General features: G+C 70.3%; 21 protein-coding genes and 1 pseudogene. 8 read left to right on the top strand and 14 right to left on the bottom strand.

What is annotated here, in order from left to right; translation table 11 throughout:
• The 3 genes and pseudogenes from BT264_RS34805 to BT264_RS34815 all read left to right on the top strand — a co-directional run.
• Positions 1-294, top strand: a pseudogene (locus BT264_RS34805) (acetyl-CoA C-acetyltransferase); the annotation flags it as partial.
• 215 nt (positions 295-509) lie between these two features.
• On the top strand, positions 510-1,253 hold the full coding sequence (gene phbB / locus BT264_RS34810) for an acetoacetyl-CoA reductase (RefSeq protein ID WP_072445159.1): 744 nt from the start codon (positions 510-512) through the stop codon (positions 1,251-1,253).
• Between the two features lie 109 nt (positions 1,254-1,362).
• The gene (locus tag BT264_RS34815) at positions 1,363-1,569 is read left to right on the top strand and encodes a hypothetical protein (RefSeq protein ID WP_072445158.1); all 207 of its coding nucleotides are present in this window, start codon (positions 1,363-1,365) and stop codon (positions 1,567-1,569) included.
• A 90-nt stretch (positions 1,570-1,659) separates the two neighbouring features.
• Here BT264_RS34815 and BT264_RS34820 read toward each other — a convergent pair whose 3' ends face one another.
• From BT264_RS34820 to BT264_RS34865, 10 genes are all read right to left on the bottom strand, one after another.
• Complete coding sequence (locus BT264_RS34820; protein WP_072445157.1) at positions 1,660-1,989, bottom strand: hypothetical protein; 330 nt, start codon at positions 1,987-1,989, stop codon at positions 1,660-1,662.
• Positions 1,986-2,489 (bottom strand): hotdog family protein, encoded by a 504-nt coding sequence (locus BT264_RS34825; protein WP_072445156.1) that lies wholly within the window; start codon positions 2,487-2,489, stop codon positions 1,986-1,988. The genes BT264_RS34820 and BT264_RS34825 overlap by 4 nt, the downstream gene beginning before the upstream one ends.
• Positions 2,489-3,304, bottom strand: coding sequence for a beta-ketoacyl synthase chain length factor (locus tag BT264_RS34830; protein ID WP_072445155.1), 816 nt, complete (start codon positions 3,302-3,304; stop codon positions 2,489-2,491). Before BT264_RS34830 ends, BT264_RS34825 begins: the two co-directional genes overlap by 1 nt.
• 8 nt (positions 3,305-3,312) lie before the next feature.
• A complete protein-coding gene (locus BT264_RS34835) occupies positions 3,313-4,524 on the bottom strand; it encodes a beta-ketoacyl-[acyl-carrier-protein] synthase family protein (protein WP_072445162.1) in 1,212 nt (403 codons plus the stop codon).
• A gap of 63 nt (positions 4,525-4,587) precedes the next feature.
• On the bottom strand, positions 4,588-5,478 hold the full coding sequence (locus BT264_RS34840; protein WP_072445154.1) for a polysaccharide deacetylase family protein: 891 nt from the start codon (positions 5,476-5,478) through the stop codon (positions 4,588-4,590).
• Complete coding sequence (locus BT264_RS34845; protein WP_072445153.1) at positions 5,475-7,925, bottom strand: MMPL family transporter; 2,451 nt, start codon at positions 7,923-7,925, stop codon at positions 5,475-5,477. The genes BT264_RS34840 and BT264_RS34845 overlap by 4 nt, the downstream gene beginning before the upstream one ends.
• Complete coding sequence (locus BT264_RS34850) at positions 7,925-8,566, bottom strand: outer membrane lipoprotein carrier protein LolA (protein WP_072445152.1); 642 nt, start codon at positions 8,564-8,566, stop codon at positions 7,925-7,927. The genes BT264_RS34845 and BT264_RS34850 overlap by 1 nt, the downstream gene beginning before the upstream one ends.
• Entirely contained in the window at positions 8,563-9,540 is a 978-nt protein-coding gene (locus BT264_RS34855) for an LpxL/LpxP family acyltransferase (protein WP_072445151.1), read from the bottom strand. Before BT264_RS34855 ends, BT264_RS34850 begins: the two co-directional genes overlap by 4 nt.
• Complete coding sequence (locus BT264_RS34860) at positions 9,537-11,276, bottom strand: acyl-CoA synthetase family protein (RefSeq protein ID WP_072445150.1); 1,740 nt, start codon at positions 11,274-11,276, stop codon at positions 9,537-9,539. The genes BT264_RS34855 and BT264_RS34860 overlap by 4 nt, the downstream gene beginning before the upstream one ends.
• Before the next feature lie 64 nt (positions 11,277-11,340).
• Positions 11,341-11,994 (bottom strand): COG4648 family protein, encoded by a 654-nt coding sequence (locus BT264_RS34865; protein ID WP_072445161.1) that lies wholly within the window; start codon positions 11,992-11,994, stop codon positions 11,341-11,343.
• Between the two features lie 572 nt (positions 11,995-12,566).
• Between BT264_RS34865 and BT264_RS34870 the strand changes: the two genes are divergently transcribed.
• The 5 genes from BT264_RS34870 (at position 12,567) to BT264_RS34890 (ending at position 17,010) form a co-directional block, all read left to right on the top strand.
• On the top strand, positions 12,567-12,827 hold the full coding sequence (locus tag BT264_RS34870) for a phosphopantetheine-binding protein (protein WP_072445148.1): 261 nt from the start codon (positions 12,567-12,569) through the stop codon (positions 12,825-12,827).
• Positions 12,828-12,937: 110 nt separating this feature from the next.
• Positions 12,938-13,654: a 3-oxoacyl-ACP reductase FabG gene (gene fabG / locus BT264_RS34875; protein WP_072445147.1), complete on the top strand. Its 717-nt coding sequence runs from the start codon at positions 12,938-12,940 to the stop codon at positions 13,652-13,654.
• Positions 13,655-13,741: 87 nt separating this feature from the next.
• Positions 13,742-15,142, top strand: coding sequence for a chorismate transformation FkbO/Hyg5 family protein (locus tag BT264_RS34880; protein WP_072467064.1), 1,401 nt, complete (start codon positions 13,742-13,744; stop codon positions 15,140-15,142).
• Positions 15,143-15,267: 125 nt separating this feature from the next.
• Entirely contained in the window at positions 15,268-16,050 is a 783-nt protein-coding gene (locus BT264_RS34885; protein WP_072445146.1) for a glycosyltransferase family 2 protein, read from the top strand.
• Between the two features lie 198 nt (positions 16,051-16,248).
• The gene (locus BT264_RS34890) at positions 16,249-17,010 is read left to right on the top strand and encodes a metalloprotease LoiP (protein ID WP_034179029.1); all 762 of its coding nucleotides are present in this window, start codon (positions 16,249-16,251) and stop codon (positions 17,008-17,010) included.
• Between the two features lie 110 nt (positions 17,011-17,120).
• Here the strand turns inward: BT264_RS34890 and BT264_RS34895 are convergent, their stop codons facing one another.
• From BT264_RS34895 to BT264_RS34910, 4 genes are read right to left on the bottom strand one after another with little or no spacing between them, the layout of a single operon-like run.
• On the bottom strand, positions 17,121-18,830 hold the full coding sequence (locus BT264_RS34895) for a lactate permease LctP family transporter (RefSeq protein ID WP_072445160.1): 1,710 nt from the start codon (positions 18,828-18,830) through the stop codon (positions 17,121-17,123).
• Positions 18,831-18,886: 56 nt separating this feature from the next.
• Positions 18,887-20,332 carry a LutB/LldF family L-lactate oxidation iron-sulfur protein gene (locus BT264_RS34900; protein ID WP_072445145.1) on the bottom strand — a complete coding sequence of 482 codons (1,446 nt, stop codon included), beginning with the start codon at positions 20,330-20,332 and terminating at the stop codon, positions 18,887-18,889.
• Positions 20,329-21,069: a LutC/YkgG family protein gene (locus BT264_RS34905; protein WP_072445144.1), complete on the bottom strand. Its 741-nt coding sequence runs from the start codon at positions 21,067-21,069 to the stop codon at positions 20,329-20,331. The genes BT264_RS34900 and BT264_RS34905 overlap by 4 nt, the downstream gene beginning before the upstream one ends.
• Positions 21,066-21,866 carry a (Fe-S)-binding protein gene (locus BT264_RS34910; RefSeq protein WP_072445143.1) on the bottom strand — a complete coding sequence of 267 codons (801 nt, stop codon included), beginning with the start codon at positions 21,864-21,866 and terminating at the stop codon, positions 21,066-21,068. The genes BT264_RS34905 and BT264_RS34910 overlap by 4 nt, the downstream gene beginning before the upstream one ends.
• Between the last annotated feature and the right edge of the window lie 56 nt (positions 21,867-21,922).

Genomic DNA, 21,922 nt, shown 5'->3' on the forward strand with positions numbered 1-21,922 from the left:
TCGCGCCGGTGCCTGGAGCGCGCGGGCTGGACGCCGGGCGACCTGGACCTGATGGAGATCAACGAGGCGTTCGCGGCGCAGGCGCTGGCGGTGCACAAGCAGATGGGCTGGGACACGTCGAAGGTGAACGTGAACGGCGGGGCGATCGCGATCGGCCACCCGATCGGCGCGTCGGGCTGCCGGATCCTGGTGACGCTGCTGCACGAGATGGCCAAGCGCGATGCGAAGCGCGGGCTGGCGTCGCTGTGCATCGGCGGCGGGATGGGCGTCGCGCTCGCGGTCGAGCGCGTCTGAGCAGAGGCTGAAGACGACCCGCTGGCGGCGCCGGCCGGCGCCGCGTGCGGGCGAAGCGGTTGTCGCGCACGACAAGCAGCCAACAACAAGCGCGATGTTCCGATGCGTGCCGCGCCCGCGACGCGGGCGGCTGCGCATCGAAGCGGTGGGGCGGCAGCATGTGCGATGCCGTCGCCCCGCATTCATCGATTACTTTTTTGTCGGTAATTTATAGGATGACTAAGCGAATTGCAGTTGTGACAGGTGGAATGGGCGGTCTCGGCGAAGCGGTCAGCATCAGGTTGAACGACGCGGGCCACCGGGTAGTCGTCACGTATTCGCCGAACAACACCGGCGCCGACCGCTGGCTGACCGAGATGCACGCGGCCGGTCGCGAGTTCCATGCGTACCCGGTGGACGTGGCCGATTACGATTCGTGCCAGCAATGCATCGAGGCGATCGTGCGGGACGTCGGCCCGGTCGACATTCTCGTGAACAACGCGGGCATCACGCGCGACATGACGCTGCGCAAGCTCGACAAGGTGAACTGGGATGCCGTGATCCGCACGAACCTCGATTCCGTGTTCAACATGACGAAGCCCGTCTGCGAAGGCATGGTCGAGCGCGGCTGGGGTCGCATCGTCAACATCTCGTCGGTGAACGGCTCGAAGGGTTCGGTCGGCCAGACCAACTATGCGGCCGCGAAGGCCGGCATGCACGGGTTCACCAAATCGCTGGCGCTCGAGGTCGCGCGCAAGGGCGTGACGGTGAACACGGTGTCGCCGGGCTACCTCGCGACGAAGATGGTCACGGCGATCCCGCAGGACATTCTCGACACGAAGATCCTCCCGCAGATTCCGGCGGGCCGGCTCGGCAAGCCCGAGGAAGTCGCGGCGCTGGTCGCTTACCTGTGCTCGGAGGAGGCCGGCTTCGTGACGGGCTCCAACATCGCGATCAACGGCGGCCAGCACATGCACTGACGCGCGGCGGCCCGGACCGCGTTCGCGCGCGTTTCGGGCCGCGTTCCGCTATATCCAGTGCCGGATCGGCGGCAGGCGTGCCGCTTCGGCCTCGCATTCCGGAGAAGGCATGGGTGACACCTGGATGGGACTCGCGATCGGCGGCTCGGCACTGGCCGTCGCGCTGACGATGGCGGTCTTGCTCTACTGGCTCGAGCGGCGCCGCGCGCGGCTGCTGCGGAACTTCGATCATCGCGATTGCTGGTTCGTCGCGTACGGCAAGTGCTTCGCGCGCAGGCCGGCGAGGCCGGCACGCCGCATGCGCGGCGCGCGATGACGGCCACGACGCCGTGGTAACGCGGCGTCGCGACCGACGAACGGTCACGCATCGCGCGCATGCAGTCGGCGATGCGCGCGATGCGCGTGCTCAATCGCTCTTTTCGCTCTTTCCACCCGACGTGCCCGAGTCGTTCTTGTGAAAGATCCGCTTCGTCGTGCGCTTGGTGGCATCCCAGCCTTCGCGCGACGCGTGTGCGACTCCGTGCCCGACCGCCTTCGCGGCGCTCGCGGTTGCGTGGCCGAAGCTGCGTGCAGCTTCGCCCGTCTTGTGCGCGGCTTCCTTCGAATCGCGCTTGATGTCCTGTTTCACTTCCGACATGTCCGCATGCGCGATCGGGCTGATCAGCGCCAGAACGAGCGCGGTGCCAATGAACTGACGAACTTTCACGACCTGGTTTCCTTGTATAAGTCTCTTCATCGAGGATTCGAATTGCCTGCGGGCGGCGGCGCAAACGTGCCGGCCGCCGATGCGTCGAGCATCACCGCGGCGCGGCCGGTCAGCAGCATGCGATCGCCGCAGCGCAGCGCGAAGCCGTACAGCACCGAGCGGCCGTCGCCGCTCATGCGTTCCGCGTCGACGGTGAGCGGCAGGTCGAACGTGTCGAGCCGGTCGACGAACGCGTCGACATTGCGCACGCTCGCCAGATAGCCGGCGCGCGGACGTTGTTCTTGCATACCGAGCAGCGCGCCGTGCACGGCCATCGCCTGCGCCGCGTATTCGATGCCGCAGACCGACGCGAGCCGGCCGTGCGAGCGCAGCGGGTTGTGCGGATCGCGGTGGCTCGTCGCCGTGCAACGGATGCGTTCGGCATCCCACGCATCGACCGTATCGAGCACGCACATCGTGCCGCCGTGCGGAATATGCGCGGCGATCCACGCGTGGTCGAGCGGCGGCGTCAACGCGATCGTTGCGGCCATCACGCGCGCTCCGCGAAGGCAGCCGGCATCGCGACGTCGACCTGCACGCGCGTATCGGCCAGGTAGTCGAGCACGACGCGTGTCGAACGCCGTGCAGCCAGCGCATCGAGCAGCGGCAGCACGCGCGCGGCCGGATTGCCGGTGCGCAGTGCGTCGAGCTCGGCATTCGCGAGCGTCGTGGCAGGCGCGTCGGTGAGCTTCACGTCGATGCGGGCGAGCGTGCGCTCGCTCGCTTCCGGCGCGAACACGAGCGCGACGCCGAATGCGTCGTCGATCGGCCGCACCGTGCGCAGCGGTTCCGGATAGTCGGTGTCGTACGCGATCAGCAGGGTCGGCAAGCGATCGACCGCGACCTGGCACAGGCTCTCGAGCAGGCCCGCGGCAAAGCTGCCGTCGTGCGCGCATAGCACGTTCGACGTCGCCATCGCGTGGGTCGCGATGCTCCAGTAGCCGGCCGGCGCGTTGTGCACGGAGTTGTGGAAACGCGTCGGTGACAGCTGGCGATCGTCGCCGGCGAGGGTTTCGCAGATCGCGTGGCAGTTCTGGCCGTCGCCGCCGGACGCGCTGAACACGGTCGCGAGCGTGGCCGCATCGCGTCCGCTCGCGGCGACCGCTTCGTGGCCGACCGCGAGCGCGACGCGCACGACGGGGCCCGTGCGGCGCCGCTCGGCCGACGGCAGGCCGGCCGGCGGCGGCAGCACGGTGCGTGCGCTTGCATAGGCCGTGCGGCCCGCGAACACGTCGGCCGCGTGCGGCCAGTCGTTCAAGCCCGGCCCGACGAGGCCGATGCTTTCGATGAAGGCGGTGAGCGTCATGTCGGGCCTCAACGGCGTACGTGGCCGGCGCGGCCGAGGATCAGGCTGCAATTCGTGCCGCCGAAGCCGAACGAATTGGAGAGCACGGTGCGCACGCGCATCTCGCGGCTCGCGAGCACGTAGTCGGCGGCGAGCACCGGGTCGGGTTGCGTCGTGTTGACGCCGGCCGGCACGAACTGCTCGCGCAGCGCGAGCGCGGCGACGACCGCTTCGAGCGCGCCGGCCGCGCCGAGCGTGTGGCCGGTCGCGCCCTTCGTCGAGCTGCACGGCGTGCGCGCGAGCAGCGCGCCGACCGCGCGGCTTTCGGCCGCATCGTTGCTCGGCGTCGCGGTGCCGTGCAGGTTCACGTAATCGATGTCGTTCGCGTCGAGGCCGGCGGACGCGAGTGCCTGCTCTATCGCGACGCGCGCGCCGAGCCCGTCCGGATGTGGCGACGACATGTGGTGCGCGTCGCTCGATTCGCCGATGCCGAGCAGCAGGATCGCATTGCCGTCGAGCGCGGCGGGCGGTTCGGGCACGCGTTCGACGAGCGCGAATGCCGCGGCCTCGCCGATCGAGATGCCGTCGCGCGCAACGTCGAACGGCCGGCACGGCCGGCGCGACAGCAGTTCGAGCGAGTTGAAGCCGTACAGCGTCGTCAGGCACAGCGAATCGACGCCGCCGACGACGGCCGCGTCGATCAACCCGGCCTCGATCATGCGGCGCGCGGAGCCGAACACCTTCGCGCCGGACGAGCACGCGGACGAGATCGCCATCGCCGGCCCGCGCAGCGCGAAATACGCTCGCACGAACGCGGCCGGCGAATACGGGTTGTGCGTGTGCGCATAACGAAAATCGGCTGGCAGCGCGCCGTTCGCCGGATCTCGATGCTGGTACGCGCGTTCGGTCTCGAGGATGCCGGCCGTGCTCGTGCCGATGAACACGCCGACGCGCGCCGCGCCGTGGCGAGCGACGGCTGCCGCGACGCGTGCGTCGAAGCCGTCCTGTGTCAGGGCGAGTTGCGCGAGGCGGTTGTTGCGGCACTCGAAGTCGGCGAGGTCCGCGCGCACGGGTTGCTCGTCGACACCGTCCACCGCGCCGATCCACGTGTCGAGATCCGCACGCTCGAAGTCGCATGGTGCGAGCCCGCCGCGGGCGTCGCGCAGTGCATCGAGGGTCGCATCGAGGCCGCGGCCGATGCAGCTGGTGGCGGTGAAGTGCGAGAGCAGGAGAGGTTTCACGAGGGTCGCATCCGGTGGCCGGAACGGGCGCCGCAGCAAGGCTGGGAGGCGCGCCGTCCGCGGTCAGATTTTATCAAACGGGGGTGCCGGAACGCCCGGCTGGCCGGGCGGTTCGGGCGCGAGCGCCGCGCGCAGCGTGGTCCAGTGCAGTTGCGCATCGGCGGCTGCGTGCAGCACCGCTTGCAGTACGTCGAGCACGACCGGTTCGCCGCGCGCGTCGCGTGCCGCGTGACCGTCGTGCACGAGCAGGATGTCGCGCGGTGCGAGGCCGTTCAGCAGGCGGCGCGTGACGGTCGCGGCGTCGTGCGCGCGCGTGTCGAAGCCGCGCCGCGTCCAGCTCGCAAGCTGCAGGCCGAGTTCGCACAGCACCGGTTCGAGAAACGGGTTGCGCAGGCCGGCCGGCGCGCGGAAGAACAGCGGGCGCGTGCCGGCGATCTCGGTCAGTGTCTGCTGCGCTGCCGCGATCTCGCGCCGCAGCGCGGCGGGCCCCGACAGCGAGAACGTGTGCCGGTGCCGCTGGCTGTGGTTCTCGACCGCGTGACCGCGCGCGACGATCGCTTCGATCCACTGCGGATGACGGCGCGCCAGATCGCCGATGCAGAAGAACGTTGCGCGCGCGTCGTAACGGTCGAGCAGGTCGAGCACGCGCGGCGTGACGTCCGGGTCCGGGCCGTCGTCGATCGTCAGCGCGATCCGGCGGCCGGCGCCGGTCGGCAGGCGCGTCCAGTTCGGGCCGAGCAGCGTGCTGCGCGGCCACAGGCCGGCTGCCGTCAGCGCGAGATGCGACGCGACCACGCCGCCGACGGCCCACGGCCACGCGGCCGGCTGCACGGCGACAGCGGCGGCCGCGCCCGCGTGCAGCGCGGCCGTGCCCGTGATCAGCGGCGTCGGCTTCCAGCGGCGCGCGCCGGATTGGCCGTCCTGTCGGGGCGGAACGGACGACGGTGTGTTCATGCCTGGCTCCGTTGACGACGATCGCCGGCCGCCGTGGCGCGCGGCGCGAGTATCGCCGCGAACGCGAGCGCGAGCATCGCGCCGGGGCCGACGGTCAGCCCGAAGGTTTCGAGCAGCGGCACGCGCGACAGCGCCAGCAGCCCGAAGCCGGCGACCGTCGCGAGGTTCGCGACCAGCAGCGACACGAGCGTGTACGGCGTGACGGGCTGCGCGTCGTCGCGCTTGCAGAAGAACAGCGCGTAGTTCGAGCCGACCGCGACGATCAGCAGCATGCCGACGAGGTGCAGGATCGTCAGTTGCACGCCGGCGAGCGCGAAGCCGGCCGTCACGACCAGCACGGCCGCGACGAGCGGCGCGAGCGCGCGCACGGCACGGCGCGGCGAGCGCAGCGCGATCAGCAGCAGCACGGCGATCGCCGCGAAACCCGCGAGCGACAGCCGGATGTCCTCGCGCACGTAGCTCACGTACAGGCGATCGGCTTCGGCTTTCATGTCGACGAACAGCGCATCGGGCACGTCCGCCTGCGCGACGGCCGTGCGTATCGGCGTTGCGTCGAACCCTTGCGCCGATTGCGCCGCGCGCAGCGGCAGCATCGCGCTCCAGCGGCCGTCGCGTTCGGTCAGCAGCGCATCGACCGCGAGCGCCATCGACGTGCCGCGCAAGTCCGCGCGCGTCAGCAGCGGTGCGTGGCGGGCGGCTTCGACATCGGCGATGAACGGCGCGAACAGGTCGGGCTTCACCGCGATCGGCTGGTTCGCGACGGCGCCGCGCATTCGCGCGGCGAGCACGTCCGCATCGGGCAGGCTCGCCTGGCGCGCGCGCTGCGCGGCGTCGCTCGGCAGGTAGCGCGCGGGGCTTTCGAAACCCGCGAGCGCGCGCTGGTCGACGAGCGGCTGCAGTTGCGCGGCGACCTTTTCGGCGCCTTCGAGCGCGGCCTGCTCGGTCGGCGCGGAAATCACGACGAGGTAGCGTACGTCGGGCGCGCCGACATCGGCGCGCAGCCGCGCGTCGAGCGCCTGCGCGCGCGCCGGCACGGGGCTGAGCGAGGCGAGCTCGCGGCTCCACAGGCCGTCGCGATGCAGCACGAGCGTCGCGCACGCGGCGACCACCAGTGCGGCGAGCGGCCAGCGCAGCCGCGGCGCGGCGTCGGCCGCGCGCGCGAGCACGGCGCCGACGCGCGACACGTCGCGGATCGCGACATGCCCGCCGTGCAGGTGCGGCAGAACGAAGCGCGTGACGAGCGCGGCGGCCGTGAGCCCGGCGATCGAATACAGCCCGAGCTGCACGAGGCCCGGGAATCCGGAGAACAGCATCGACGCGAAACCGCACACGGACGTCAGCACGCCGAGCCGGATCGTCGGCCAGTACGCAGCGAGCCATGCGCGCGTCGCATCGGCCGGGCGCGCGCCGCCGCGCGTGCCGGCCTGCGCCGATTGCACGAACAGGTAGATCGAATAGTCGACGGCTTCGCCGATCAGCGTCGTGCCGAAGCCGAGCGTCAGCCCGTGGACCGTGCCGAACGCGACGCTGACCGCCGCGATCCCGGCCGCGACGCCCGTCAGCACCGGCAGCAACCCGAGCGCGAGCGTGCGCGGCGAGCGGTACAGCGTCAGCAGCAGCGCGACGATCAACACGACGCTCGCCGTCGACAGCCGCTCGACGTCGTGCCGGATCGTGTCGCGCATGTCGACCGAGAACACGCCGGGGCCCGTCATCGCGAGCGTGGTCGCGGCCGCGTTCGGCACGGCCTGCGTCGCGGCGGCGAATGCGCGGCGCACCGTGTCGATCGCGCGCGCCTGCGCGTCGGTATCGGAGCCGGCCGCGGCGGTCTGCACGACGAGCACCGCGCGCGTACCGTCGCGCGACGCCCACACGCCGTCGCGGTTCGCCGGCTGCGCCGCACTGTCGAGCTGGTCGACGAGCGCGGCGACTTCGCCGGTCGGGTCGCGCGGCAGCATCGCCTTGGCGACGAGGCCGGCCGACGAGCTCAGCAGGTCGAGGCTGTCACCGAGCGCCTGATGCAGGCCGTCGGCGCTGAAGCGCTGCGGCGTGACCGCCGGGCTCAGCAGGTAGCGGTGATCGAAGATGAACTGCCGGTCGCGCGCGTCGTTCGCGGCTTCGCCGTTGTGAACCGCCGCGAACTGCGGATCGGTGCGCAGCGTGCCGGCGATGCGCCGCGACAGCGCGGCGCGCGTACTTGCATCGCCGCCGTCGATCGCGACGAGGATCAGCCGCGACACGATGCCGTCGCGCAACTGGTCGACGAGCACACGCTGCCCGGCGCTCGGCGAGTTTGGCAGGAACGCTGACAGATCGGCCGTGAAGTGCGCGCGGCCGATCGCGACGCCGCACGCGACGAGCGCGAGCAGCCACACGAGCACCGCGCGCTGCCGCAACGCGTGCAGGCGGCGCGTGACGGGCGAGGGACGGATGCGCTGCTCGTCCATCAGTTCGGATTCGCCGGAACGGGTTGCAGGCGCATCACGGAATGATCGCCGTCGGCCTGCCGGATCGCGACGCCGCGCAACACGTCGCGCGTGCCGTCGAGCGTGATCGTGCTGACCACCTTCAGCATCCGCGAGTCGAGCGGCGTGAGCGTCAGCGTCCAGTCGTCGCCGCGCCCGGCGAGCGCGACCTTGTACACCTGTTCGAGCGCGAAGCGGTTGCCGGCGAGCGTCGCGCGGATGCTGTCGATGAACGCGCCGAGTTCCGGATAGCGCGCGAGCGCGAGCGTGTACTTGCGGTTGTTGCGCTCGACGGTGAGCATGTCGCCGTCGACGACGAGGTGTTCTGGCTTCGGGCTCAGCGTGTGCTTTTCCAGATGATCGGGCGCGACGAACACGAGTTCGCCGGACGATTCGACCGGCTGCGCGGCGATCGACAGGTACTTCGTTTCGGTGAACGTCGCACGCCCCGACTTGTGCTGCGCGAGCGTCGACATCAGCCGGTCGAGGTTCCAGGCCGAACCCGTGTCGGCCGCGTGCGCGGGCGCGGCCAGCGCGATCGCGGCGGCGGTTGCGGCGAGCAAGCGGACGCCGCGGTGCAGCGCGAGCGGGAACGGGAGCAGGAAGCGGCGAACGGCGGTCATGCGTCGGAATCCCTCGTGGCGGGCAGGTCGGCAGCGGCGCGCGCAGCGGCGCGGCGCGCGGCCGCAGCGTCGCCGACTTGCCAGAAATCGAAATAGTTGAACCAGTTGTACGGCGCTGCTCGGCAGTACTTGTCGAGCAGCGCGACGTAGCGCACGAGTGCCGCGTCGACGGCCGCCGCGCGTGCGTCGCGCCGCACGTCGGAGAAATCGGCGAGCGTCTCGAAGTGCACGTCGTAGCGATTGCCGTCGCGATAGAGGCCCGTCATGAAGATCACCGGGCGTCGCAGCATCGCGGCCATGTAGAGCGGGCCGAGCGGGAATGCGGCCGGCGTGCCGAGCAGCGGCAGCCGCCGCAGCGACGCGGCCGCGTCGTCGCGCAGCGTGCGGTCGGCGAGCATGCCGATCATGCAGTTCGCGTCGAGGCGCTCGCGTACTTTCAGCATCGAGTCGACCTGCCCGAGCGGAATCACTTCCGGCGTCGCGGCCGGATTCACCGCGGCGAGCGTCGCGTTGATCTTGCGCGCATTGTTTTCGTACATCGTGACGACGACGCGCAGGTCCGGGTGCGTGCGGCCGATCGCGCGCACGACCTCGAAGCTGCCGAGGTGCGCGCCCATCAGGAACGCGCCGCGTCCGCCCGCGAGCGCATCGTCGACGAGCGTTTCGCCGTGCAGCCGGATGTCGAACAGGTCGAAGCGCCCGTTCATCAGATAGATGCGGTCGTGGATCGTCGCCGCGAACGTGAACACGTGCCGGTACACGTCGCGCCAGCGTGCGGGGCGGCCGAGCACGCGACGCAGGTAGTCGCGCGACGCGGCGCACGCGACCGGCGAGAACAGCACGAAATACGTCGCGATCAGATGCAGCACGATGCGCGCACGCTGCCGGCCGAAGCGCAGCGAGATCCACGTCATCGCGCGCAGCAATCCCGCGTTGCTGCGCTCCTGGCGTTCGGCCCACGCGGTGCGCTTCATGGCTGGGCACCGTCCTGCACGGCCGGCGGCGCGGACAGCACGCCGGTCGCGACATCACGCGACCCGGCCCGCAGCGTGAAGCGGATCGCGCCGCTGGCCGAGGCGTCGAACGCGAGATCGAGCGGTTCGCCGGGCGCGACCGGGCTCAGGAATTTCGCGGAACCGAGCCGCCATGCGTGCAGCGGACGGTTCAGCGCCGCGCCGATCGCGTGGATCGCATGATCGAGCAGCACGACGCCCGGCACGACCGGATGACCGGGGAAGTGGCCGGGCAGCGCCGGATGGTCGGCGGGAATCGTGAACGCGAGCGCGGGCGTGCCGGCCGCGTCGCGCGAGGGAAGCGGTGCGGCCGCGGCGCGTGCGTGTCGTGCGACGAGCGCGGCCAGCGCGTCGCGCGGCAGTTTGCCCGTTTCGTTGCGCGGCAGTGCGTCGACGAACACGAGCGGGCGCGGCATGAACGCGGGATCGATCCGCTCGCGCAGCGCGCGCTGCAGATCGGTGGCCGCGAGCGTCGGCGCGACGACGAGCGCGACGAGGCGCGTGACCGGTTCGAAGTTCGTATCATCGTGCGCGGCCGCGGTTTCGTCGGGCATGAAGAACACGCCGTCGACCACCTCCGGAATCGCGTTGAGCTGGTGGTTCAGGTACGCGAGCGACGTGCGCTTGCCGGCGATGTTGACGAGATCGGCCTTGCGGCCGTGCAGCAGGAAGCGGCCGTCGCCGAGCAGTTCGAGCGCGTCGCCCATCGGCACGGGTGCCTCGACGTGTCCGCCCGACACCCAGACGGTCGGCCCGCCGTCGCTTGCGGGTTCGTCGCGCGCGTCGAGGCGGATGCCCGGGAACAGCTGCCACGCTGCGCCCTGCGACGTGCGGCGGGTCGCGATCTGGCCGGTCTCGGTGCTGCCGTAGATCTCGACGAGCGGTGCGTCGAGCGCGGCCTCGGCTTCGCACGCGAGCTTCTCCGACAGCGGCGCGGTGGCCGACAGCACGAGCGCCGCGCGCGGCAGCGCATGGCCGGTCGACAGCAGCGCGCGCAGGTGGATCGGCGACGTGACGAGCACGCGCGGCTGCGGGATCGCGTCGAGTTCGTCGCGAATGTCGACCGGGTAGAACGGCTGGCGGTTGCTGAACGCGAGGCCGCCGATCAGCGCGAGCAGCACCGTCGATTCGAAGCCGTACATGTGCTGTGCGGGCACCGTGCCGATCAGCGTGGCCGCGCGGCCGTCGAGCAGCCCGAGGCGGTCGGCCGCCGCGCGCACGCAGCCGACCAGGAAGCCCCAGGTCTTGCGGTGCGGCACCGGCGCGCCGGTCGAACCGGACGTGAACACGTACGCCATGATCCGCGCCGCATCGATCTGCGGCACGACGAACGGCGCATCGTCGGCGAGGTCGCCGGGGGCGGTATCGGGATACGCGAAGCGCGGCAGGTCGATCGCGCAGTCGGGCGCGTCGTGCAGACAGAACGCATCCGGCGCGAACGACGCGAGCTGGCGGACCATTTCCGGCGTGTGCGTCGACGGCAGCAGGCTGACCCTGCCGGCGACGAGCGCCGCGCACAGGCTGACCGCGAAGCGGTAGCGGTCGCGGCACACGTTGAACACGTGGCCGCCGGCGGGCAGCGCGGCGGCCACGCGCGCGACATCGGCGACGAACGCGCGCACGGTGACGGGCGCGCCGTCGCGCCATGCGATCGTCTGGTCCGGCGACGAATGGAATACCAGCGGGTGAGTCGGCATAAATCGGTAAAAACGGGAGCGAAGGCCGGCGCGGCCGCGTTGCGGCGCCGCGCCGGCCGTGAATTCATCGTGACGCCTGCGACGCGTGGGTTGTCGCGCGATACGCGCGCACCGCGTCGACCATTCGTGGCCGCGGCTCGTGCGGCAGCGCGAAGCGCCGGCAGGCATGCTCGGCGGCGAACATCACGGCGACGAGCGGCAGCGACAGGTAGTTCGCGAACGTCGACCACGTGACGATCGGCGCGGTCGCGAACAGCAGCGTCGACACGGCGGCGATCGCGACGAAGAACAGCGTCCATGCGAGCGTGATCTGCCGCGTATAGCGCGCGACGGCCGGCGTGACCGCGCCGTGGATCATCGTCGCGAAGCGCGTGCACAGCGGCACCTCGCCTGCCGCGAGCGTGCGGCCGAACAGCAGCGCCATCGCGACGTTGAAGCTCGCGTGTTCCAGATACAGGCCCCATTCGAAGTGCTGCGCGAGCGGCGCGCGCGCGGCCCACAGTGCAGCGGCGGCCAGCAGCCAAGCCGGCACGAACCATGCACGTCGCGGCGAGCGCAGCGCTGCACCGAGCGCGAGCAGCAGCGGCGGCACGAGCGCCATCGCGAGGCCGAAGCCGTGTGCGCCGGGCGTCGCGGCCGCGTAGTGCGCGCCGGCCTGGTAGGCGGCGACGGTGCCGACCACGGCGACGCCGCGCGCGATGGACAGCAACCTGCTCATCGGCGGCCTCCGTGCGGGCGCGGGCGCGCGTCGCCGGCGGCCGCCAGGCGGCAGCAGACGGACGGGCGAACCGGAACGGAGCGGAAGGACGGACGCGGCATGACTGGAGACATCGGGCGGATCGTGGCCGGACGTGGTGGTCGGGCCGTCAAACATCATATGAATGGGCGGCCGGGACGCGGGTCCGGGCCGGTAGTCGAGTGCGCTCATTTTAGGGCCGCGGCACGGCGTGTCCGGGGCGGGCGTGTGCGGGTTTTGTAACCGATTGTATGGCACCGGACGAACGGTTTCGCGGGGTCGGTCCATTTCCATCCAAAGCGGCTCAAGCGTCTCGTGCATTCGTGTCACGAAACGGGCCGCGGCGCCGGCCCGCCAGTCTGTAACCAATCTCGGTATACGGGCCGATACCCATCGTCTAGAATCCGCGTAACTTTTACAAACGATCCCCAAATAACGCAGGCGGGGACGCCGGCAGACGCCGGAGGGACGGAGATTTGCACGCGCCGGGCGTGCACGACGGTTGCCGTTTCCGGGCGCCTCCCGCTGCCATTGGCCGCCTGCTCGCACGCATGATGAACGCACTGGAACAAGAGCTCGCCACGCTGATCATCGGCGAACTGAATCTCGAAGACGTCCCGCTCGAAACAGTGACGGCCGAGACCCCGCTGTACGGCGAAGGTTTCGGGCTCGACTCCATCGACATCCTGGAAATCGCGCTGCTGATCTCGAAGAAATACGGCTTCGAACTGCGCTCGGACAATCCGGATAACCAGACGATCTTTGCGACGCTCGGCGCGCTGGCCGCGTACGTGGCCGCGCATCGTACGAAGTGACGGCGCCGCGCACGGGCGCGGCGCGCAGGTGACGACGGCATGCGGCGGCGATCGGCAGACGATGCGCCGCCGCGTCGATCGAGGTGAAACGCGATGAACGGAGCAATTCGATGCGCTCGCTCGTGACGGGCGGCAGCGGCGCACTCGGGCAGGCAATCTGCATGGCGCTCGCGCAGGCCGGCCATGAAGTGTGGGTCCATGCGAACCGCCATCTCGCGCAGGCAGAGGCGGTCGCGCAGCAGATCGTCGCGGCCGGCGGCACCGCGCGCGCGATCGCGTTCGACGTGACCGACGCCGACGCGACGCTCGCCGCGCTGGCGCCGCTCGCCGACGAAGCGCCGGTGCAGATTCTCGTCAACAACGCCGGCATTCACGACGACGCGCCGATGGCCGGCATGTCGCGCCGGCAGTGGCACAACGTCATCGACGTGACGCTCAATGGCTTTTTCAACGTCACGCAGCCGCTGCTGCTGCCGATGATCCGCACGCGACGCGGGCGGATCGTCAACATCGCATCGGTGGCTGGCGTGACCGGCAATCGCGGGCAGGTCAATTACGCGGCCGCGAAGGCGGGGCTGATCGGTGCGACGAAATCGCTGTCGCTGGAGCTCGCGTCGCGCGGCATTACCGTGAACGCGGTCGCGCCCGGCATCATCGAATCGCGGATGGCCGAACAGGCGTTTCCCGCCGAACGGATCAAGCAGCTCGTGCCCGCGCAGCGCGCGGGCCGGCCCGACGAAGTCGCGGCGATGGTCGCGTATCTGGTGTCCGACGCCGCGGCCTATGTGACGGGGCAGGTGATGTCCGTCAACGGCGGGCTCGCATGACGAAACGCGCGGCGTCGGCCTGACGTCGCGCAACGCGATGCCGACCACGATGTCGCACGGCCCGCATCGCATAGTGAGGAAATCGAAGTGTCCGTGCATCCAGTCGACGCCGAACGGCGCCCGTGTTCCCTGTCGTCAGCCTCCGCGCCGGTCGCGCGCGGGCAGGCGGCCGGCGGGCCGGACGCATCGCGATCGGGCGCGCCGCTCGCGCACGGCCGCGACCGCGCACTGCAGCTCGTTCGGATGAGTCATGTGCGGCTCGCTGCGTTGCTGCACGATGCGCGCATGCGTGGCGATGGGATCGACCGGGCGTTTCCGGGCGCGTTGGGCGCGGTGTGCATCGGCGCGGCCGGATTGCAGGACGAATTGAACGCAGAATCGCAGGCCGAATCGCACGCCGATGCGGCGGCACGAATGCTGACCGATGCAGCCCCCGACCTGCCGGTCGCACCGGTGCAGATGGCGCTGCTCGGCGCCGGCGTCGCACCGGGCGGTGCCGTCTGCGAAATCTGGCAATGCAATGCGCGCGACCTGCGCAGCGAACGGCGCGGTGCGCTGCACTATCGCTACAGCGAAGCGGCGGGGCTCGTGTTCGGCAGCATCGTCGTGCACGAAACGCACGACACGCACGACACGCACGAAACGCACGAAACGCACGAAACGCACGACACGCACGACACGCACGACACGCACGACACGCACGACACGCACGACACGCAGCGCGACGGCGGCACGCCGCTCGAACGCGCGACGCACGATGCTTACCGCACGCTGTTCGACGTGCTCGATACGCTCGGCATGCCGCATCCGCTGCGCATCTGGAATACCGTGCCGGCGATCAATGCCGTGCAGTTCGGGATCGAACGCTATCGTCAGTTCAATATCGGCCGTCAGCACGCCTTCGACGCGTGCCGCCGCGCATTGACGGGCGGCGTGCCGGCCGCGTGCGCGCTCGGTTCGGTCGTGCCGGTCGCGGGCGACGCGTTGCCGGCGGCGCCGCTCGCGATCCATTTCATCGCGAGCCGCACGCCCGCAGATCCGGTCGAGAACCCGCGCCAGGTCAGCGCGTATCACTATCCGGCGCAATACGGCCCGCGTGCGCCGACGTTCGCGCGTGCAGCCGCCTGGGCGGACGGCGGCGCCGCGCCGGTGCTGTTCGTATCGGGCACCGCGAGCATCGTCGGGCACCGCACCGTGCATCGCGGCGACGTCGTCGCGCAAACGCGCGAGACGGTCGCGAACCTCGCGGCCGTGCTCGAGCAGGCCGCGCGGCACGGGCATGGCCCGTTCTCGCTTGCCGACCTGAGCTATCGCGTCTACGTGCGCGACGCCGGCGATGCCGCGGCGCTTGCCGAGATCGATCGGGTGCTGCGCGATGCGGCCGGCCCCGGCGTGCGGCCGCTCTTCGTCCATGCGGACGTATGCCGCGACGACCTGCTGGTCGAGATCGAGGCGAGCGCGGGGCACGCGATGGAGCGGCTGTCATGAAGCGGGAGAACTTCACGATCCGGCAACCGGCACCGCATACGGGCGGCGTCGACGAAGCCTGCCGCCAGTCGCCGGCAAGTCATAAACTTTTGTCAGGATCCCTGTCTTCGCAATCGGCCGTTCCCATGTCCAAGCTGCACGCCTCGTCCACCCACCTCGTCCTGATTCCGAGCTACAACCCTGGCGCCAAGGTCGACACGACCGTGCGCAATGCCCGCGCGCAGTGGAATCCGGTGTGGGTCGTCGTCGACGGCAGCACCGACGGCAGCGCCGAGCGGCTGCAGGCGATGGCCGAGCACGATCCCGGGTTGCGCGTGATCGTGCTGCCGGAGAACCGCGGCAAGGGCGGCGCGGTGCTCGCGGGGCTCGACGCGGCTGCCGCGAGCGGCTTCACGCACGTGCTGACGATGGATTCCGACGGCCAGCATCCGGCCGACCTGATTCCCGCTTTCATGGCCGCGTCGCAGGCCGCGCCCGATGCGATGGTGCTCGGCGTGCCGAAGTTCGACGCGAGTGCGCCGCAGTTGCGCGTCCAGGGGCGCCGGCTGTCGAACGCCTGGGCCGACCTCGAGACGCTGTGGGCCGGGATCGGCGATTCGCTGTACGGCTTTCGCGTGTATCCGGTCGCGCCGCTCGCCGCGATCATGCGGCGCCAGCCGTGGATGCGCGGCTTCGACTTCGATCCCGAGGCGGCCGTGCGGCTGTGCTGGGCCGGCGTGCGCCCGATCCGCATCGACGCGCCGGTGCGCTACTTCGGCCGGCACGAGGGCGGCGTGTCGCATTTCCACTACGGTCGCGACAACGCGCTGCTTGCATGGATGCACCTGCGGCTTTTCACCGGCTTCGCGGTGCGGCTGCCGATGCTGGTCGCGCGGCGGCTGACGCGGCGCCGCGACCAGGCGGCCTGAGCAGCGCGCCCGTTTTCCCTCCCGATCGTCGCCCGCTCGCGGCGATTGCTTTGGTTTCGATCTTCAATTTCGCTGAAAATCGCCGTTTCGCATCAATCCTATGAGTAATTAAGGTGTCATCGGATGTAAACATCTGGTAATTTTCTGCCGGATTATGCAAAATCGCCGCTCCCAAATACAACTATCGAGGGATCCGGGATGCAACTCAAGAAAGCGGTGGCAGCGTGTGGCGTGGCGTTCCTGTTGAGCGCATGCGGCGGGGTACAGAGTCTCGACGCGAACAGCCTGACGTCGGCGGGGACGAACCTGTTCAAGGCAGCGACGCTGTCCGATTCGGACATCGCCGCGCTGTCGAACGACTCGTGCAAGTCCAGCGACGCCGAATCGAAGATCGCGCCGGCGAACAGCGCGTATTCGAAGCGCCTGACGAAGGTGATGAAGGGCTTCGGCGACATGACGCTGAATGGCCAGAAGGTCAACTACAAGGTCTACGTGACCAAGGACGTCAACGCGTGGGCGATGGGCAACGGCTGCGTGCGCGTGTACAGCGGCCTGATGGACATGATGAACGACGACGAACTGCGCGGCGTGATCGGCCATGAAATGGGCCACGTCGCACTGGGTCACTCGAAGAAGGCGATGCAGACGGCGTACGCGGTGAGCGCAGCGCGCAGCGCGGCCGGCGCGGCATCGCCGGGCGTGGCGGCGCTGACGAGCTCGCAGCTCGGCGACATCACCGAGAAGTTCATCAACGCGCAGTTCTCGCAGACGCAGGAAAGCGCGGCGGACGACTACTCGTTCGACCTGATGAAGCAGAAGGGCATGAGCCAGAAGGGCCTCGTCACCGCATTCCAGAAGCTGGCGAAGCTCGATGGCGGCCAGAGCTCGATGATGAGCTCGCACCCGTCTTCGACGAGCCGTGCGCAGCACATCGAGGATCGCATCGCGAAGGGCAGCTGATCGCGCAGCCGCTCGCCGGCCGACGCCGGCCGACGCCGGCGATAGGCAGGCAAAATGAAAAACCCCACGCTCTTCCGGGCGTGGGGTTTTGTTTTTTTGGCGCGCGCCGCTTACGGCACCATCCCCGGCAGCACGTACGCCTGCACCAGCGTGATCAACCCGACGATCACCGCGAACAGCAGGCTGTGCCGCACCGTGAAGCGGAACAGCTCCGACTCCTTGCCGACGAGGCCCGTCGCCGCGCATGCGACCGCGATCGACTGCGGAGAGATCATCTTCGCGGTCACGCCGCCCGTCGTGTTCGCGGCCACCGCGAGCGTCTCGGGCACGCCGAGCTGATGGGCCGTGGCCTGCTGCAGCGAGCAGAACAGGGCGTTCGACGACGTGTCCGAGCCGGTCAGGAACACGCCGAGCCAGCCGAGGAACGGCGAGAAGAACGGGAACGCGGCGCCGGTTGCGGCCAGCATCAGCGCGAGCGTCGACGACATCCCCGAATAGTTCGCGACGAACGCGAACGCGAGCACGAGGCCGATCGACAGGATCGGGCGCGTCAGCTCCTTCAGCGTTTCGCCGAACGTGACGAGCGCGTCGCGCGGCTTCATCCGCAACAGCGCCATCGAGATCAGCGCGGTCACGAGAATCGCGCTGCCCACCGCGGACACCAGATCGATCTTCAGCACGGCTTCAAGCGCCTTCGGCGTCGCGGCGATCGGTGCGGTCTTCACGATGAGCTGGTCGAGCCCCGCCACATGGAACTTCAGCACGGTCGACGCGAGCGCGCCGTGCGCGGCGAACAGCGCCTTGAACGGCGCGATGCTCCATACGGTGACGACGGCCGTCAGGATCAGGAACGGCGACCACGCGCGCACCGTCTGCGCGAGCGTGTACGGCGACGCCTGCCGGCTCGCGCCCGTGCCGCCCGCGTCGAACCTGCCCGCGCCGAAACCGGCCAGCGCAGCGCCGCCGCCGGTCGCGACGATGCCGCCGGCCGGCTGCTGCGCGGTGCGCGGCTGCCACACCTTCAGGAACGCCGCGAGCGCGACGAGGCTGACGAGCGACGACGTGATGTCCGGCAGCTCGGGCCCGATGTGGTTCGACGTGAAGTACTGCGTGACGGCGAAGCTGCCGCCCGCGACGAGCGCGGCCGGCCAGGTCTGCCGCACGCCGCGCAGCCCGTCCATCATGAACACGAGCCAGAACGGCACCGCGAGCGACAGCAGCGGCAGCTGGCGGCCGGCCATCGCGCCGATGTGGAACGGGTCGATGCCCGTCACCTGTCCGGCGACGATGATCGGGATGCCCATCGCGCCGAACGCGACCGGCGCGGTGTTCGCGATCAGGCACAGCCCGGCCGCGTGCAGCGGCTTGAAGCCGAGGCCGACGAGCAGCGCGGCGGTGATCGCGACGGGCGCGCCGAAGCCGGCCGCGCCTTCCAGGAAGGCGCCGAACGAGAAGCCGATCAGCAGCATCTGCAGGCGCTGGTCGTCGGTGATCGACAGCACGGATGCGCGGATGACGTCGAACTGGCCGGTCTTCACGACGATCTTGTACAGGAACACGGCCGCGACGATGATCCACGCGATCGGCCACAGGCCGTACGCGAAGCCGAAGCCGGCCGCCGCGAGCGCCTGCGGCACGGGCATCCCGTACGCGAGGATCGCGACGCCGAGCGACAGCAGCAGCGTGATCGCGGCCGCGACGTGGCCCTTCATCCGCAGCGCGGCCAGCGCGACGAAAAAGAAGATGATCGGGATCGCGGCGACGAACGCCGACAGCCCGAGGCTGCCGAGCGGGGTGTAGATCTGATGCCAAACCTGCATGGTTGTCTCCTCCATCTGTGTCTGTATCTCTATGGGTACGGTCGGGAAAGCGATGTCTATTCGGGCTGGCCGCGTGCGCGCAGCAGGTCGGACAGGCTGCGCGGCGCCGGTTCGAGCGGCGTGCGGTGCTGCGTCCAGCCCATCTGTTTCGCGGGTGTCAGCGCGCGCAGGCGCGTCGCGGTCCAGCGGAACGCGCGGTACGCGCGCGGATGCGCGAATGCGCCCGACCAGAAGCGCCACACGAGGTCTTCCGCGCGGTTGTAGTTCGCGCCCTGGCCGCGCAGCGGATGCGCGACGGGTTCGTCGGGCTTGCGGTTCGCCTCGGTGCGCAGCCGCACGAGCAGTTCCGGGATCGGGATTCGGACCGGACATACCTCGCCGCATGCGCCGCACAGCGTCGACGCGGTCGGCAGGTCGGCCGTCGCGTCGAGGCCGAGCAGGTGCGGCGAGATGATCTTGCCGATCGGCCCCGGGTAGGTCGTCCCGTACGCGTGGCCGCCGATGCGCGTATAGACGGGGCAGTGGTTCATGCATGCGCCGCAGCGGATGCACTGCAGCGTCGCGCGCAGTTGTTCGTCCGCGTAGGCCTGCGTGCGGCCGTTGTCGAGCAGCACGAGATGCAGTTCGCGCGGGCCGTCGCGTTCGCCGTCGCGGCGCGGGCCCGAGATCAGGTTGAAGTAGGTCGTGATCGCCTGGCCGGTGGCCGAGCGCGTGAGCAGGCTCGACAGCGGCACGATGTGCTCGAGTTTTTCGACGACCTTCTCGATCCCCATGATCGCGATGTGCGTGTCGGGCACCGTCGTCGACAGGCGGCCGTTGCCTTCGTTCTCGACGAGCCACAGCGTGCCCGTGTCGGCTGCCGCGAAGTTCACCCCCGACAGGCCGATGTCCGCGTCGGCGAACGCGCGGCGCAGCGCGCGCCGGCCGGTCTGGATCAGCTCGTCGACGTCCTCCGTGTAGCGCGTGCCGGGGATGTGTTTCTCGAACAGTTCGGCGATATCGCCGCGCGTCTTGTGGATCGCCGGCATCACGATATGCGACGGCTTCTCGCCCGCGAGCTGCACGATGAACTCGCCCATGTCAGACTCGATGCAGTCGACGCCGTGATCCGCGAGGTAATGGTTCAGCTCGATTTCCTCGCTCGCCATCGATTTGCCCTTGATCACGCGGCGCGCCTTCTTCGCCTGCGCGATGCCGAGCACGATCGCGTTCGCGTCGGCGGCCGTCTCGGCCCAGTGCACGTGCACGCCGGCTTCGACGAGCTTCGCCTCCAGCCGCTCGAGCAGCGCGGGCAACTGCGCGAGCGCATGCCGGCGCACGGCTTCGCCGAGATCGCGCAACTGCTGCAGCTCGGTGTCGTCGGGGAATTGCGTCGCGCGCTTGCCCTGCAGGAAGTCCATCGCGCCGCGAAAACTCCGGCGCAGTGCGGGATCGTCGAGCGCGGCGCGCGCGCGGGCCTTGAAGTCGCCGGGGGCGACGAATTGCAGCGTGTGGTCGCTCATCGCGGTTGGTCCTCGCAAGCGGTTGCGGCCGGCCGGGCGGCCGCGGCATCGGCAGCCGGATCGGTGACGATCACGACCCACAGGCGGCGCGGGCCATGCGCGCCATAAGCGAGCGTCTGCTGGATGTCGGACGTCTTCGACGGCCCCGACACCAGCACGAGGTTGGTCGGCATGCCGGCGTGCCAGCGCTCCGCGTGCGCGGCTGCGTGCAGGTCCGCATGCAGCGTGTTCGCGTGGACGAGCGCGACATGCAGCGGCGGCACCAGCGACACCGTGCGCGGCGTGCCGGCATCGGGCGCGAGCACGACGGTGCCGGTGGCCGCGATGCCCGAGCGGGCGACGGTGAAGCCCGCGTCGATCGTGTCGAACAGTTCGGTCTTCCACGCGTCGATCGGCCGATCGAAAGGCACGGGCGCGACCGCGTCCGGCAGTGCGCGGGCGAGCGCCGCGGATTCGGCGCGGGCCGGGTCGAGCAGCAGGCGGCGCACGCCGGCGTCCGCGAGGCGCGCGGCAAGCTGAGCGGGCCATTCGTCGTCGGTCGCGCACCAGGCTTGCGCGTGCGAGGCGGCGAGCGCGGCCTGCAGCGCCTGAGCGAGCGTGTGCGGATCGCGCTCGGCTGGCGCGCGGCGCGTGTCGTAATGCGTGTCGATGCGCGCATCGAGCGCGGCGGCGGCCGTCGCGGCGACGCCCGGGGCGGCGCTGCGCAGGCGCGCGAGAATCGCGTCGCGCGCGCTCATTGCTTGTCTCCGCGCAGCGGCGCGGCACCGGCCGTGCGCCGCCACAGGAAGCTCGCAAGATGTTCGACCGGCAGCGACGCGCCGGCCTTGGTCGCAGCATGGCCGATGTTCAGCAGGCAGCCGCAGTCCGCGGACACGAGCCGGTCGCAGCCGGTCGCGCAGGCCGACGCGACCTTGTCGCGCACCATCGCGCCGGAGATGTCGGGATGCTTCAGCGAGAACGTGCCGCCGAAGCCGCAGCATTCGGATTCGCGTTCGTGTTCGATCCGCGTCACGCCCGGCAGCGCGTCGACGAGCGCGACGCCGTGCACGCGCGTGCCCATTTCGCGGCGCGCCGCGCACGACGTATGCAGCACGACGCGCTCGTCGGGCCCGGCGCTTGCCGCGGCCGCGTCGAGTTGCACGTCGAGCACATGGACGAGGAATTCGGCGAGTTCGTAGGTCCGCTCCGCGATCGCGCGCGCCTTCGGGCCATGGACGGGATCGTCGGCGAACAGCGCCGGCCAATGGTGACGGATCATGCCCGCGCACGAGCCCGACGGCACGATCACGGGCCACGGTTCGGCGAACAGGTCGAGCTGCGCGGCCGCGACGCGGCGCGCTTCGTCGGGATTGCCGCTGCTGTAGGCCGGTTGCCCGCAGCAGCTCTGGCCGCGCGGATAGTGGACGGTCAGGCCTTCGCGCTCCAGCAGGCGGACCGCGTCGAGCCCCGCTTCGGGGGCGAACAGGTCGACCAGGCAGGTCGCGAACAGATAGACGTGCGCGGGGGCGGCGGCGGGGTACTGCCTTTCGTTCATGTCTCGCTCCAGTGGCGACGGCCCGGCATGCGGATGCGGGACGACGATTTCGCTGC

The sequence above is a fragment of the Burkholderia sp. NFPP32 genome (assembly GCF_900119325.1).
Taxonomy (GTDB): Bacteria; Pseudomonadota; Gammaproteobacteria; order Burkholderiales; family Burkholderiaceae; genus Burkholderia; species Burkholderia pyrrocinia_C.

What these genes read in the sequence shown, in the direction of transcription:
- phbB (WP_072445159.1), top strand. Translation starts at nt 510, where the DNA reads ATGACTAAGCGAATTGCAGTTGTGACAGGTGGAATGGGCGGTCTCGGC.
- BT264_RS34815 (WP_072445158.1), top strand. Translation starts at nt 1,363, where the DNA reads ATGGGTGACACCTGGATGGGACTCGCGATCGGCGGCTCGGCACTGGCC.
- BT264_RS34820 (WP_072445157.1), bottom strand. Translation starts at nt 1,989, where the DNA reads ATGAAGAGACTTATACAAGGAAACCAGGTCGTGAAAGTTCGTCAGTTC.
- BT264_RS34825 (WP_072445156.1), bottom strand. Translation starts at nt 2,489, where the DNA reads ATGGCCGCAACGATCGCGTTGACGCCGCCGCTCGACCACGCGTGGATC.
- BT264_RS34830 (WP_072445155.1), bottom strand. Translation starts at nt 3,304, where the DNA reads ATGACGCTCACCGCCTTCATCGAAAGCATCGGCCTCGTCGGGCCGGGC.
- BT264_RS34840 (WP_072445154.1), bottom strand. Translation starts at nt 5,478, where the DNA reads ATGAACACACCGTCGTCCGTTCCGCCCCGACAGGACGGCCAATCCGGC.
- BT264_RS34845 (WP_072445153.1), bottom strand. Translation starts at nt 7,925, where the DNA reads ATGGACGAGCAGCGCATCCGTCCCTCGCCCGTCACGCGCCGCCTGCAC.
- BT264_RS34850 (WP_072445152.1), bottom strand. Translation starts at nt 8,566, where the DNA reads ATGACCGCCGTTCGCCGCTTCCTGCTCCCGTTCCCGCTCGCGCTGCAC.
- BT264_RS34855 (WP_072445151.1), bottom strand. Translation starts at nt 9,540, where the DNA reads ATGAAGCGCACCGCGTGGGCCGAACGCCAGGAGCGCAGCAACGCGGGA.
- BT264_RS34860 (WP_072445150.1), bottom strand. Translation starts at nt 11,276, where the DNA reads ATGCCGACTCACCCGCTGGTATTCCATTCGTCGCCGGACCAGACGATC.
- BT264_RS34865 (WP_072445161.1), bottom strand. Translation starts at nt 11,994, where the DNA reads ATGAGCAGGTTGCTGTCCATCGCGCGCGGCGTCGCCGTGGTCGGCACC.
- BT264_RS34870 (WP_072445148.1), top strand. Translation starts at nt 12,567, where the DNA reads ATGAACGCACTGGAACAAGAGCTCGCCACGCTGATCATCGGCGAACTG.
- fabG (WP_072445147.1), top strand. Translation starts at nt 12,938, where the DNA reads ATGCGCTCGCTCGTGACGGGCGGCAGCGGCGCACTCGGGCAGGCAATC.
- BT264_RS34885 (WP_072445146.1), top strand. Translation starts at nt 15,268, where the DNA reads ATGTCCAAGCTGCACGCCTCGTCCACCCACCTCGTCCTGATTCCGAGC.
- BT264_RS34890 (WP_034179029.1), top strand. Translation starts at nt 16,249, where the DNA reads ATGCAACTCAAGAAAGCGGTGGCAGCGTGTGGCGTGGCGTTCCTGTTG.
- BT264_RS34895 (WP_072445160.1), bottom strand. Translation starts at nt 18,830, where the DNA reads ATGCAGGTTTGGCATCAGATCTACACCCCGCTCGGCAGCCTCGGGCTG.
- BT264_RS34900 (WP_072445145.1), bottom strand. Translation starts at nt 20,332, where the DNA reads ATGAGCGACCACACGCTGCAATTCGTCGCCCCCGGCGACTTCAAGGCC.
- BT264_RS34905 (WP_072445144.1), bottom strand. Translation starts at nt 21,069, where the DNA reads ATGAGCGCGCGCGACGCGATTCTCGCGCGCCTGCGCAGCGCCGCCCCG.
- BT264_RS34910 (WP_072445143.1), bottom strand. Translation starts at nt 21,866, where the DNA reads ATGAACGAAAGGCAGTACCCCGCCGCCGCCCCCGCGCACGTCTATCTG.